The following is a 13349-nucleotide window of genomic DNA, read 5'->3' as shown; positions in this document are numbered from 1 at the left end:
AGGATGGAAATGAATATGACAACAATTTCAATTAACCAGTTTAAAGATTATGAAGGACAAACAGTCCGCGTCGGCGCTTGGATTGCCAACAAACGTTCGAGCGGAAAAATTGCGTTTCTCCAATTACGCGACGGCAGCGGATTTGCACAAGCCGTCGTCGTGAAGGCAGACGTTTCTGAAGAATTGTTCACCCTCGCCAAAGGTGTGACACAAGAAACTTCTGTCTGGGTGACAGGTAACGTCAAATCAGATGGTGGTCGCACACCACTTGGCTTTGAATTAGAAGTTACTGATTTAGAAGTGATTGCGGAATCAGTGGATTATCCAATCACACCAAAAGAGCATGGAACGGAATTCTTGATGGACAACCGTCACTTATGGCTCCGTTCACGTCGTCAACATGCGATTATGAAAGTTCGTAACGAAATTATTCGTGCGACATATGAATTCTTTAACAAAGAAGGATTCGTCAAAATCGACCCACCAATCCTGACGAGCAGTGCACCAGAAGGTACGACAGAGTTGTTCGAGACAGACTACTTCGGTCAATCTGCTTACCTCTCCCAGACGGGCCAATTGTACATGGAAGCCGCTGCGATGGCACTCGGTAAAGTATTCTCGTTCGGACCGACTTTCCGTGCAGAGAAGTCAAAAACGCGTCGTCACTTGATCGAGTTCTGGATGATCGAGCCAGAGATGGCGTTCTTCGATCACGATATGAACCTAGAAATTCAAGAGCAGTATGTTTCATACATCGCACAGTCTGCGCTTGAGAACTGTAAGAATGAACTTGAATTCCTTGGACGTGACCTAGAGAAGTTGGCGCAAGTGAAGGCACCATTCCCACGTGTCCGTTATGAAGATGCAATCAAATTCTTGAAATCTGAAGGATTCGATGATATCGAATACGGCGACGATTTCGGTGCACCACATGAGACGGCGATCGCGAACGCGCACGATCAACCGGTCTTCATCACGCACTGGCCAAAAGAAATCAAACCGTTCTATATGAAAGTGGACCCTGAAAACCCAGAGCTCGTACTCTGTGCAGATTTGATTGCACCAGAAGGGTATGGCGAGATCATCGGGGGGTCGCAACGTGAAGACGACTATGAACGTCTAAAAGAAGAAATCATCAAAGAAGGTCTTGACGAAACCGATGCGTACGATTGGTATCTCGAACTTCGTCAATACGGTTCGGTCCCACACTCTGGTTTCGGGCTCGGACTGGAGCGTACGGTTGCATGGATCAGTGGAATCGAGCACATCCGTGAAGCAATCCCGTTCCCACGTTTATTAAACCGAATCCACCCTTAACGATTAATCGGGGAAGACGTCATGTCCTCCCCGATTAATGTGTCTTAGAAAGGAAGTGCGACATGGATGCACATCAATTGATTCAATTATTCGAGCAAAGTCCGGTCGTCATTCCGCGAAAACTGTTCACTGATGCTAGACGACTCGACTTGTCACCTATCGAATTCAGTCTCATCGTCCATCTACTTGAAATGACTGGGGAAGGCATCGTCATGCCGCTCCCGAGCGAATTAGGGAAACGATTGAATATTTCGGAGAATGAGGCACGATCTGTGCTGCTCGGTCTGTTGCAAAAAGAATTGATTGCCATTGACGCTTCGAGTAATAGCGAGCGATACAGCCTATTGCCACTGTTTGAAGCGTTACAAGGAGAAGAGAAAATCGCACCGCAACAGACGTTGAATGAAAATATCATTCATACATTTGAACGAGAATTTGGGACAATTACCCCGTTTGAGATTGAACAAATCGTTGGATGGATGACGGAAGATAACTTCAGCGAAGAGTTGATTATGGCGGCTTTGCGCGAAGCAAAACTACGGAATGTTCGAAACTTTAAATATATGGACAAAATCTTACGCGTCTGGCAGGACCATCAAGTCGAGACGCTTGAAGATGTCGTGGAATATCAACGGAGGAACAAGTGATGTTGACGAAAGTTCAGTTACAAGAAGTGTCGGACACGATGAAGCAAATGTTCCCGGATGCGCATTGTGAGTTGACCCATCAAAATCCATTCGAATTAGTGGTCGCCGTGGCGCTTTCCGCGCAAGCGACAGATGCCCTTGTCAATAAAGTGACACCAGGTCTATTTGAAGCCTTCCCGACAGTTGAAGCGATGGCTGCCGCAGACGTTTCGGAAATCGAGGCATTGATCAAGCGGATTGGCCTATACCGTAATAAAGCGAAGAACGTGAAGGCGCTCTCTGAGAAAATCGTGAATGAGCACGACGGGATTGTGCCGTCAGACCGGGCGTCTCTAGAGGCCCTTCCAGGCGTCGGTCGCAAAACGGCCAACGTTGTCTTGTCGGTCGCGTTCCATGAACCCGCTTTTGCCGTGGATACTCACGTCGAGCGCGTGTCAAAACGTCTTGGCATTTGTCGTTGGAAAGATAACGTTCGCCAAGTCGAGGATACGTTGATGAAGAAGTTCCCACGCGATGAATGGTCGCAGCTTCACCATCAATTTATCTTCTTTGGACGCTATCATTGTAAAGCGCAGCGACCTGCCTGTGAGACGTGCCCGCTTCTTCATATGTGCCGTGAAGGCAAGAAACGAATGAAATCGACGAAAGTCACTACGTAAAAATGCATCGACACGTTTTGTGTCGATGCATTTTTGGTTTAATGGTTCCAAGGATGGTCGCTCCACTCACGACGCTTTTTCGTGATGGGTACCTTTTTGAAGCCCCAGTTGCGGAAGTCTTGGTCCGGACTTTCTTTACGAATGTAAATTTTGTCCTTGATCGCTTTGAAGATTCGGTTCTCGTCCCCATAATGGACGAACCGTGGTTTTACTTCAATCACACCACGACGAACGCGTGACAGTGGGAGGCAGACGAGGTCTGCGATTTCTAATCCAGATTGATACATCGTGTTCTGCTTCTCAGAGAAAATGAAGCCTTTAATTTTTTGACGACTCTTTTCGACATCGAGGTGGACTGTACCTGAGTTGAAAATATCGAAAAATGCTTTTTGGATGAGTAGGTTCTGGTAATCATCTCTTGATTCGAGGACGACGCGTGCACTGACCGCCTCTGTTTCCTCTAAAAACGCATAGAAGGACTTCATCAGGTGGGCGAAAGCGACGACGTACGGATCTTTTGGCGTCGAATAAAAGTCATGTAGTTTTTGCTTATCGACTTCGACACTGACGATGGTACAATCAATTCCCCGCAAAAAGTCAGGTAGTTTATCCCAAAAGTCACGCAACATGTCGATTGTGATGCCGTCTTCTTTACCGTATGGATGTTCCGCCTTTAAAATTTCTTTCAAATGTAGCGGAATTTGCTCGGTTTTAAAAACGTCTCGCTTAAACGCATGAAGACGACGCTTCAACTCACAAGGTAATCCGGTTTCATCCGCGTCGATTGAATACTTGTACTCCATCAACACACCAGTCAAATTGAACTGTGTATTGCCTTTCGGTGTACCAGTCTCGTCCACGAACATGACATACTTCTTTCCACTTTCCATCCAATCCCTCCAAAACGGCTTAACAGTAACGTCTTTAAGCATCCTATTTTATTTCCAAATGGTGATTCGGTCAATCTATTGCACAGAAATTGCACACTTTTTAAAGAATGACATCAATTAGGTTTATCGATGTGTCATCTTGGATAAACACTATAGGTGCTATTATCATAAAAAAACAATCGGGTCATACATAACGAGAGCTTTTCAATTTGGATACACAATCGCTTACATACTAGTTTAACATACGGGAGTTTGGTACGATATGTGTTGCGGTAAATCCACATAAGTGTCGACCGACAGAAGTCGACAATCAGACCTGAGACGGAAGGAACGAGTGGACCGACCTGTTAATATGTATGTATGGGGTGACGACATTGTTCCATTATCCAAACGGTAAGAAAGCAAAAGTGACAAAACCATCAAAGGGGGAAGGAATTTCGAAGGAACGATCGAATTCTCCAACCTATGCGAATCGCGGAATGAATTTGGAGACGTTGTTGAATGAAACGAATGAATTTTATCGGATTCATCAACGGGCCGTCATTCATAAGAAACCGACACCTCTCCAAATCGTCAAAGTCGACTATCCGAAGCGGAGTGCCGCCAAAGTGACGGAAGCTTATTTCAAACAGGCATCCACGACTGACTATAACGGGGTGTATCGCGGCAAGTACATTGACTTTGAAGCGAAAGAAACGAATAATAAGACGTCGTTTCCGCTCGGCAATTTCCATGAACACCAAATTGAACATATGCGTGAGTGTGAACGTCACGGAGGGATTTGTTTTGTCATCATCCGCTTTAGTCGCTATAATACGCAATATGTATTGACCACCGAACAACTCGTTCAGTGGTGGGAACAACGAATGACGGGACGTAAATCGATTCCACTTCGCTTTATTGAAGAGGAAGCGATTGAAGTGCCGACGAGAGCCTTACCGTCGATTGATTATTTGACGGTGCTCGATCAATGGCTCGATTGAATAGAAGGAGTGAACCATGAATGGAGCGAAGTAGGGTCGCACGTCGACAAGATTCGACGACGAATAAACGCAAAAAAACTGGGAAACAACCAAAGAATAAGAGTAAGAAGCCGATGTGGAAACGCATCTTTTTATTAGGTTTCATGTTATTTATTGCAGCAGTCATCGCATTCGGAGCATATACCGTGTATGCAATTGCGACGGCACCAGAGCTTGACGAAGAAAAACTCGTCGATACGTATCCGATTCAGCTGATCTCGGCTGAAGGCGAACCGCTCGAAGGGGCCGGTCAAATTCGGGAATACGTCTCCATTGACGATATTTCAGAAGTGATGCAACAAGCGGTCGTCTCGATTGAGGACCGTCGTTTCTATGAACACAACGGAATCGACTTACGTCGAATCGGTGGCGCGGTCGTGGCCAACTTGACTGACGGTTTCGGTGCAGAAGGTGGATCGACCATCACGCAGCAGTTGGTGAAACAATCGTTTCTTTCAACGGATAAGAAGTTGAAGCGTAAGCTTCAAGAGCAGTGGCTCGCGCTCAAACTTGAACGTGAGTATACGAAAGAACAGATTTTAGAGATGTATTTAAATAAAAACTACTACGGTAGTGGTGGATACGGTGTACAAACCGCATCAAAACGCTACTTCAACAAGCCAGTCTCTGAGGTCAACTACCAGGAGGCAGCAATCCTCGCAGGTCTACCGCAACGTCCGAGCGCATACGACCCGATCAACGGTGACCAAGAGTTGACGCGTTACCGTCAAGAACAAGTCTTGTCTGCGATGAAACGAGACGGTCACATTTCGGAAGAACAGTATAACGAAGCGCTTGATGTTGCCATTGCTGACGTCATCTCACCGGGTGAAGAGACGGAAGAAGAGGCGTTCACACGTGCAATCTATTCACGCGTACTCAAAGAGTTAGAAGAGGATTTCGGACTTGAACAGTCAGATATCTATGGCACAGGTTTGAAAGTGTATACGTCAATCAATAAAGAGTTGCATACGAAAATTAATAGTGAAATCAAATCAAATAGCACCGGTACGATGGTAGACAATTTCCCAGAGCAACTCAGAATGGGTGCAACCGTACTCAATACGAAGACGGGTGAGATTGTCGCGATTGTTGATAGTCAGCAAGCCAAACAAGGTGATACGACGTATCGTGACTATTCAAACGAGAAGTATCAAATTGGATCTACGGCGAAGCCGTTCTTCGACTACGGTCCAGGGATTGAGAACGGACAATGGTCGACTGGGAAAGTATTACTTGATGCACAACTTGATGGTAAGTTCCAGCCGAATAACTACTATTCAGGCTTCCGTGGGCCAAATACGATGCGTCAATATTTGAAGATTTCAGCGAATACACCGGCAGTTCGTGCTTTCCGAGAAGTTAAGGAGGAGTATGGACAAGAAGCGATTGAATCGTTTGTAAAGAACGTCGGAATCGAACCGGAATATGCTGGTGATGAATTACTTGAATCAAACACGCTTGGTACAGCAGGAGCGAGTACGACGCAAATGGCGGCAGCCTACGCGGCACTTGGTGCGAACGGTATGTATACGAAACCTCACTTGATTCAAAAAATCGAGTTTAATGACGGTTCAAGCATCAATTCACCGGTCAAAGCGAAACAGGCGATGGAAGACTATACGGCGTACATGTTGACGGATATGCTACGTGATGTCGTAACTGCCTCTGACGGGACATATGTACCTGACCCATTCTCGTTCGATGTCGCAGGAAAAACAGGAACGACGAATGAGAAAGATGAAAATGAAAATGTCATTCCGAAAGATAAATGGTTCACCGGGTATTCAACAGATTATTCAATTTCTGTATGGACGGGTAAATCCGTATCAAACGAAGAGACTGAAGCACTGTTCAAACCCGACTATGCCCAGTACTATTTTGACTATATGATGCTTGAGGCAGCGAACGTTACAGGTCAACCAGATCGCTTCGAGCGTCCAGACTCTGTCTTGTCTCTTGGGAATGAACTTTATGTCAAAGGGACGAAGCCAAAAGATCTTCAACCTGAGAAATTGACTGCTCCAACGGGCGCAAGCGTCGACTATGATGAAGATTCACAAGCCGGTTCTGTCTCGTGGTCATACGATTTTGATGGTGCAAAAGCAGACGGCTACTCAGACATCTCGTTCACTGTGACGCAACAGTCGGCGGATGGCGGTGAAAAAGTCGTCGGTACGACTGGAGAGACGAGTGTCGATATTGCAAACTTAGCTGAAGGGGACACGACGTTCACCATCGTTGCCAAAGCGACGAACCCATTGACGGGTGAACAGCAATCGGCACCAGCGCAAGCGAGCTACTCGATTGAACCGAAAGAAGAACCGAAGGAAGAAGAAGAAAATCCTTCTGAAGAAGAAAATAACGAAGACAACCCAGCAGATGAAAATAACGGCAATGAGGAAAATAACGGCAATGGTAACGAAACCGACAATGGAAATGGTGAAGATACGACTGACGAACAAAATCCTGATGAGCCGGCTACTGATGAAGGAACAGACCAACCGACGGATGGAGACGATTCAGGTGCTCCGTTAGAAGGTCAATCGAATAATGAATCGCCAAACACGGAACGTGGGAACGGCAATTCGAATAACGGAAATAACTAAGAAAGGCAGGGCGACATTGTGCGCCCTGTTTTTCGTATGACTTTGTTATAATGAAAAGAAAGGGAACGGGATGGTGACACATGGTTCAACTCTCTTTAAAGCGCAAGATGAAAGTGTTATTTGTTATGGATCGACTGCAAGACGACGATTTCGGCGTACCACTCAGTGGACATCTCGGATTAAAGCTTTCCCATCTGCTGTTAAAAGAGTCGATTCCACTTGGTCGTCTCATCCATGATCAAACCGTCGCTGAAGCGATTGGACATGCTTACTTAAAACGAATCGGTGTCGAAACGATGTTCACGGGTGAGGAATCCTACTATCCGGATTTACTTCGTGGCAATCGTCAAACCTTATCGACAGACGAAGATTATTATAAAACGGTGCAACGCTACGCCAAGCATCTATTAGCGGTTCATTCGAAATGCACGAAGCTACATACCATTGTCTTATTCGGTCGATCGACACAACGTCTGTTTTCAGACGCGCTCATCCGCCTTGAAGAAGAGAATGCGCATGTCGCCACAACGTTTCAAAACATGACCATTTTAAAAATGCCCGCTGTATCGAGAGTGATACGAGATGAACGGATTCAATCGATCCGGCAAACCGTAGTGGAACTTGCACCTTCGAATTCATAAAAAAAGAAGGTGAACTGATGCGAAAATCACGCTCTGTCGAAGAAATGATTCAAGAATTAAAAGAAGATCCGAGCTTTGCCAAAAACGTCCGCCACTGGCATACAGTCGATGCACGTCCGGCACAATATGCACCCATTCCAGAGCAAGTACCGGAACAATTGACGAACGTCTTGAAGAGCCGGGGAATCGAACAGCTGTATACGCACCAGGCTGAAGCTGTGAAACAAACGGCAGCCGGTCACTCGACTGTCATAGTGACGCCGACCGCATCAGGAAAAACACTGTGCTATAACTTACCGGTACTTTCAAAGATGATTGAAAAACCAACAGCACGTGCGCTTTATCTTTACCCGACAAAAGCACTCGCGCAAGATCAAAATAGTGATTTGATGGAGATGGTCGAGGCACTCGAGGGGAATTTGCGATGCTTTACGTATGATGGGGATACGTCTCCCGCCGCGCGAACAAAAGTCAGGGATGCAGGAAATATCGTCATCACCAATCCGGATATGCTCCATTCCGGAATTTTACCGCACCACACTAAATGGATTCGTCTATTTGAAAATTTAGAGTATATCGTCGTCGATGAGTTGCACACGTACCGTGGTGTGTTTGGTAGCCACGTCGCAAACGTGTTTCGTCGATTGAAGCGAATTTGCGCCTATTATGGAAGTCATCCGAAATGGATCATGACTTCCGCGACGATTGCGAATCCACGTGAACTCGCTGAATTGTTGACGGAAGAGGAAGTCGTGTTAATCGACCGGAACGGGGCGCCTCAAGGGAAGAAGCATCTCGTCTTTTACAATCCCCCTGTCGTCAACGAAGCACTTGGAATTCGTAGAAGTGCAACACTCGAGACGAAACGTATCGCATCGAAGCTCGTCGAAGCAAACATTCAAACGATTGTATTCGCACGATCGCGTGTCCGCGTCGAGGTGCTTTTAACATATTTACAAGAACTGACACGACGAGAGCTTGGACCGAAGTCGATTGTCGGGTATCGAGGGGGTTATCTTCCATCGGAACGCCGCGAAATTGAACGACGGTTACGGAATGGTGAAATCAAAGCAGTCGTCTCAACGAATGCGTTAGAACTCGGCGTGGATATCGGGCAGTTACAAGCATGCGTTCTCAATGGCTACCCCGGAACCGTCGCCTCACTTTGGCAACAAGCTGGACGTGCAGGTCGTCGTCATTCCGAGTCACTCGTCGTATTCGTTGCGTCTTCTTCCTCTCTCGACCAGCTTGTCGTCGAACAACCTGATATGATTTTAGATCGTTCGCCGGAAGCTGCTCGTCTTGACCCGAATAACTTGATTATTTTAGTGGACCATATGAAGTGCGCCGCATTCGAATTACCGTTTCAAAAAGGGGAGCGATTTGGAACGGTCGACACAGAGGATATTTTAGAGTTCCTGACCGATGCGCAAGTGCTACACGAACGAGCGAATAAATACTATTGGATGACGGACTCATTCCCGGCGCATGACATCTCTCTTCGAACGAGCGACCAAGAGAATGTCGTCATCGTCGACCAAACCGCAAAACATCAAGTGATCGGTGAAATGGATACGTTTAGTGCGATGACCTTATTACATGATGAAGCAATCTATTTGCATGGCGCCGAACAATATCAAGTCGAAAAGTTAGACTTCGAAGAGAAAAAGGCGTTCGTCCGTCGTGTCGATGTCGACTACTATACGGATGCGAATTTGGCCGTAGAATTGAAAGTGCTCGAAGAAAACAAGACGGATGGTGCAAAAACGTTTGGCGAAGTATCCGTCATTGCGATGGCCACCCTCTTTAAAAAAATTAAATTTGGAACACATGAGAACATCGGGTCAGGTCCGATTCATCTCCCGGAGCGAGAATTGCATACGACGGCGACGTGGTTCACATTAGACGAACGTTATGCATACTCGGAGGCAGATCTCGAAGATCAACTTGAGGCGGTCAGTGACTTGTTTAGACGACTCGCACCGCTCTATCTCATGTGTGATACACTCGATTTATTTACGACCATTCAAATGAAGTCGACTCATACGAATAAACCGACCGTCTATTTATATGACCGCTATCCTGGTGGCATCGGTCTCAGTGAGGCGCTTTATAAAGATGCAGATATGGTACTTGAAGCAGCAGAACGGACAGTATCAGACTGTCCGTGTGAGAGCGGATGTCCTCGCTGTGTCGGTATGGTCGGATACGGGGACTTCAAACAGCTAGTCATTCGTCAGTTACAAGCATTGAAAGGATCGTTATGAAAGCAAAATTATCTAGATTAATAAAAACGAAAGAACCTGTCGAACCAGTACGCACGGCATCTCCCGACGAAGTGGAGCAGCGGAAGTGGATTGAGCAGGGTGGGGACATTTTAACGTTTGAAGAGGAGTGGTGTGTTCGAATCCGAAAGACATATCCACTAGATGAGATTTACCACGACTATGCTTTCGGAGACGCAAGTCGAATGATGCGAAAAACTGAACATCCGTTTTTTGCGGTCGACTTAGAACCAGAACAAGTACTTTTTATGGATACGGAGACGACCGGGCTACGTGGATCTGGCACATCGATTTTTTTAATCGGGTTTGCGAGAATTCGAGCGGAACACTTAGAAATGATTCAATATGTCTTGCCGCACCCTGCGTTTGAGACAGCCTTTTACTATCATTTCTTGCAAGATATCGGAGACGAGGTACGTTTCGTCACCTATAACGGAAAGTCCTTCGACTGGCCGCAAATCAAGACGAGACATACGTTTGTCAAATCTCGGGTCAAAGCGTTGCCTTCCGTCGGTCATGTCGATTTATTACATGCCGCGAGGCGATTGTTGAAACCGAGATTAGAATCGGTGTCACTTAAAGCTGTCGAAACGTATTTCGGTCATGGCCGAACAGATGACCTTCCTGGATTTTTAGCACCGATGCATTATTTCCAGTACGTCAAAGAACGGAACCCGGAGATTCTCATGCCGGTCCTCGAACACCATCATGCAGATTGTTTAAGTCTTGTCTCCCTCTACACAAGACTTAGTCAACTTGTCACGACTCCACAAACAGATTTCGGAGAAGAGCGTGCGCATTGGTTGCATGACCTTGGAGAACAGGAACGGGCGCTCGAAGCGTTTGAACAGCTTTCGAGTCCTTCGAAGCGAGCCGTCATGCGGCAAGCAATGCTATTGAAGCGAACGGGACGTATGGAGCAAGCAATTCCGTTATTCGAATCATTGCATACGATCGAGGGCTATGTTGAACTCGCCAAATATGCAGAGCACAAGCAGAAGGATGTGGCACTCGCGATTGATTATACGGAACGAGCGATGGAGCTCCTTGAACAAAAACGCACAGTGTTGCGTCAAACGATCAATCGAGAAAAGGCCGAGCTAGAACATCGCCGTGCCCGTCTAGAAAGGAAGAGATCATGAAAGTTGTAGCCATCACAGGATATCGTCCTCATGAACTTGGAATTTTCAAAGCAGATCACCCCGGAATTGAAATCATTCAAGAAGCTTATCGTAAAAAAATTCTTGAAGTCATCGAACTTGGCGCTGAATGGTTCATCTTTAGTGGAACGAACGGTTGTGAATTATGGGCCGGACAAGTATTGTTAGAGTTAAGAGAAACTTATCCAATTAAAATTGCGGTATTTCCTCCGTTCTTAAATATGGACGAACGCTATAAACCGTTCGAGCAAGAATTATTTGTGCAACTGCAACTCGAAGCCGACTTCTTCGAACCGTTGACGCAACGTCCGTATGAGGATCCAAGTCAACTACGCGCAAAAACTGCATTCTTTTTAGACAAAGCAGAAGGATTGATTACCTTGTATGACGAAGAAACGGAAGGAAGTCCCCGTTTTCTAGTAGAAGGGGCACGGCGGAAGCCGAATATGGAAGTCTTTTTGATTAATCAGGAAGATTTACGTGTCATTGAGGAAGAAAAACAATGGGAACAACAATGGGAGTGATACGATGCAAACCGAACTAACGGCAGAAGCAATTTATAAACAAGAATTTAAAACAGCATTACGAGGGTATTCGCAAGAAGAAGTCGATCAATTCTTAGACGTGGTCATTCGCGATTATGAAAAGATGGCAAAAGAGATCGATCGTCTTCAAAAGGAAAATGATTCATTGCGTCGCGAATCATCACCTGCAGCGGAACCTGTCAAGCCAGCGCAGCCTGTCGCATCTAATTATGATATGTTGCGTCGCATCTCAAATCTCGAAAAAGCAGTCTTCGGAAAGCAAGTGGGACCAAGCGAATAAGGAATAGGGGGGTGGAGTGAATGTTACAAGTGTTAACGGCTACTGAGAAACAACCCGTTAAACAACAGACAAGAAAGCTGTTTCGTCCGAAAGAAGAAGTGATGAAAGCACCGACATGCTATACGGATCGTCTCGTCGAAAACATTAGACACACTTGTCGTTTTGATTGGATGATGATTGAACAAGTCGAGTTTGAGGACGATCTCGTTCATTACGTGCTCGTTGGACCTAAAGGAGTATTTTTGATTCAATTAAATCGAACTCCAGCCCCTGTCCATTTGACGAACCGCGAGTGTCGGACAGAGACGTCTATGGGATGGAAACACGTCTATCCACATCCTGTCACGGAGTTAGAGCGAATGACCAAACAAGTACGTTCACGACTGAAAAAAGAGTGTGGACAAGCGATTCCGGTTTATTCGTTTTTAATCTTCCCAGAGACGGAACAGTTGAAGCTTAAACGGATTAAGGCCAATTGTGGCGACTCTTTCAAGTTGGTCGATCAGGTCATCAGCAAAACCAATCTTGAGATGTTGACGGAGCCACTTGTTAAACAAATCGCCTACTACTGTTCTGAAAGACAAGTACATAAATAAGAAGAAGGCCAAATGATTGTATTTGGCCTTCTTCTTATTTTAATAGTTCTCTAGCTTTTGCCGCATCATCTCGATGGACGAACAGTGCGACACGGTCGTCTAAATTTTTTGCGAGCGGTTTTAACAACTTTCCGGTCGGAAGTCCTTGTTCTATCCGACAGGTGATTCCCTGTTCTGTCAGGTAATGATAGTCACCTAATAGTTCCTCGCCTTGCTTCCCAAACGCTTCACCGAAGCGAACCCATTTTAAGTTGCGAATCGTACGAATCGTGACCAAAATGACGAACAAGATGGCGAGTACAATGATGAATAATGTTTCCAACGCATTCAACCCCTTCTTTACACAAGTTTAATGGTGCGGCGAGTTGAAAGCAATATGAAGTGAACGTTATACTAAAATGGAAAAGAGGGGGATTTTATGAAAAAACCGATTCAATCGAGACGAGAGGCAATCTCGCTCCTCGAAGACCAGCAAGTACTCTACATTCGAATTCATAACGGCCAAACCGGTATGATCAAATCGACGGAAGAAGGCATCATCGTCGCCATCCCGAATGAAGAGACAGACAAAATTGATTTTCGTAAGCTCGAGGATATCGAGGCGTTTGAAGCGTTCTACGATTTGACGCTTTCAAAACCAGGTATTCTATATGTAAATGTTGAAGAATAAATGACATGGAGAGCTTCACCAATGTGGT

The 13349-nt window shown here is 45.8% G+C and carries 14 protein-coding genes; 12 read left to right on the top strand and 2 right to left on the bottom strand.

The window, feature by feature from the left end; genetic code table 11:
- The first annotated feature begins 15 nt into the window (after window positions 1–15).
- From asnS to nth, 3 genes are all read left to right on the top strand, one after another.
- A complete protein-coding gene (gene asnS, locus KNO87_RS03905; RefSeq protein WP_214788579.1) occupies window positions 16–1317 on the top strand; it encodes an asparagine--tRNA ligase in 1302 nt (433 codons plus the stop codon).
- A gap of 62 nt (window positions 1318–1379) precedes the next feature.
- Entirely contained in the window at window positions 1380–1964 is a 585-nt protein-coding gene (locus tag KNO87_RS03900) for a DnaD domain-containing protein (protein ID WP_214793941.1), read from the top strand.
- The gene (gene nth, locus KNO87_RS03895) at window positions 1964–2623 is read left to right on the top strand and encodes an endonuclease III (RefSeq protein ID WP_214793940.1); all 660 of its coding nucleotides are present in this window, start codon (window positions 1964–1966) and stop codon (window positions 2621–2623) included. The genes KNO87_RS03900 and nth overlap by 1 nt, the downstream gene beginning before the upstream one ends.
- 38 nt (window positions 2624–2661) lie before the next feature.
- Here the strand turns inward: nth and KNO87_RS03890 are convergent, their stop codons facing one another.
- Window positions 2662–3513 (bottom strand): DUF3800 domain-containing protein, encoded by an 852-nt coding sequence (locus KNO87_RS03890; RefSeq protein WP_251126025.1) that lies wholly within the window; start codon window positions 3511–3513, stop codon window positions 2662–2664.
- 356 nt (window positions 3514–3869) lie between these two features.
- On the opposite strand from KNO87_RS03890, the gene recU reads away from it, so the two are divergent.
- From recU to KNO87_RS03850, 8 genes are all read left to right on the top strand, one after another.
- Window positions 3870–4496, top strand: a complete 627-nt coding sequence (recU, locus tag KNO87_RS03885) for a Holliday junction resolvase RecU (protein WP_214793939.1) — start codon at window positions 3870–3872, stop codon at window positions 4494–4496.
- Window positions 4497–4516: 20 nt separating this feature from the next.
- Window positions 4517–7144 (top strand): transglycosylase domain-containing protein, encoded by a 2628-nt coding sequence (locus KNO87_RS03880; RefSeq protein ID WP_214793938.1) that lies wholly within the window; start codon window positions 4517–4519, stop codon window positions 7142–7144.
- A gap of 80 nt (window positions 7145–7224) precedes the next feature.
- The gene (locus KNO87_RS03875; RefSeq protein ID WP_214793937.1) at window positions 7225–7785 is read left to right on the top strand and encodes a hypothetical protein; all 561 of its coding nucleotides are present in this window, start codon (window positions 7225–7227) and stop codon (window positions 7783–7785) included.
- Window positions 7786–7802: 17 nt separating this feature from the next.
- On the top strand, window positions 7803–10052 hold the full coding sequence (locus KNO87_RS03870; protein WP_214793936.1) for a DEAD/DEAH box helicase: 2250 nt from the start codon (window positions 7803–7805) through the stop codon (window positions 10050–10052).
- Window positions 10049–11212, top strand: coding sequence for a ribonuclease H-like domain-containing protein (locus tag KNO87_RS03865; RefSeq protein WP_214793935.1), 1164 nt, complete (start codon window positions 10049–10051; stop codon window positions 11210–11212). Before KNO87_RS03870 ends, KNO87_RS03865 begins: the two co-directional genes overlap by 4 nt.
- Entirely contained in the window at window positions 11209–11754 is a 546-nt protein-coding gene (locus KNO87_RS03860) for an SLOG family protein (protein WP_214788552.1), read from the top strand. Before KNO87_RS03865 ends, KNO87_RS03860 begins: the two co-directional genes overlap by 4 nt.
- A 4-nt stretch (window positions 11755–11758) precedes the next feature.
- Window positions 11759–12055, top strand: a complete 297-nt coding sequence (gpsB, locus tag KNO87_RS03855; RefSeq protein WP_214793934.1) for a cell division regulator GpsB — start codon at window positions 11759–11761, stop codon at window positions 12053–12055.
- A gap of 20 nt (window positions 12056–12075) precedes the next feature.
- Complete coding sequence (locus tag KNO87_RS03850; protein WP_214793933.1) at window positions 12076–12651, top strand: NERD domain-containing protein; 576 nt, start codon at window positions 12076–12078, stop codon at window positions 12649–12651.
- 34 nt (window positions 12652–12685) lie between these two features.
- On the opposite strand, the gene KNO87_RS03845 is transcribed toward KNO87_RS03850, so the two are convergent.
- Complete coding sequence (locus tag KNO87_RS03845) at window positions 12686–12973, bottom strand: hypothetical protein (RefSeq protein ID WP_074034596.1); 288 nt, start codon at window positions 12971–12973, stop codon at window positions 12686–12688.
- 96 nt (window positions 12974–13069) lie between these two features.
- Between KNO87_RS03845 and KNO87_RS03840 the strand changes: the two genes are divergently transcribed.
- Window positions 13070–13321 carry a hypothetical protein gene (locus KNO87_RS03840; protein WP_214691944.1) on the top strand — a complete coding sequence of 84 codons (252 nt, stop codon included), beginning with the start codon at window positions 13070–13072 and terminating at the stop codon, window positions 13319–13321.
- Window positions 13322–13349: the final 28 nt, after the last annotated feature.

This window comes from Exiguobacterium sp. s34, assembly GCF_018617435.1.
Classification (GTDB): domain Bacteria; phylum Bacillota; class Bacilli; order Exiguobacteriales; family Exiguobacteriaceae; genus Exiguobacterium; species Exiguobacterium aestuarii.
The sequence above is the reverse complement of the archived record's forward strand: the minus strand, read 5'-3'. Positions and strand labels throughout refer to the sequence as shown.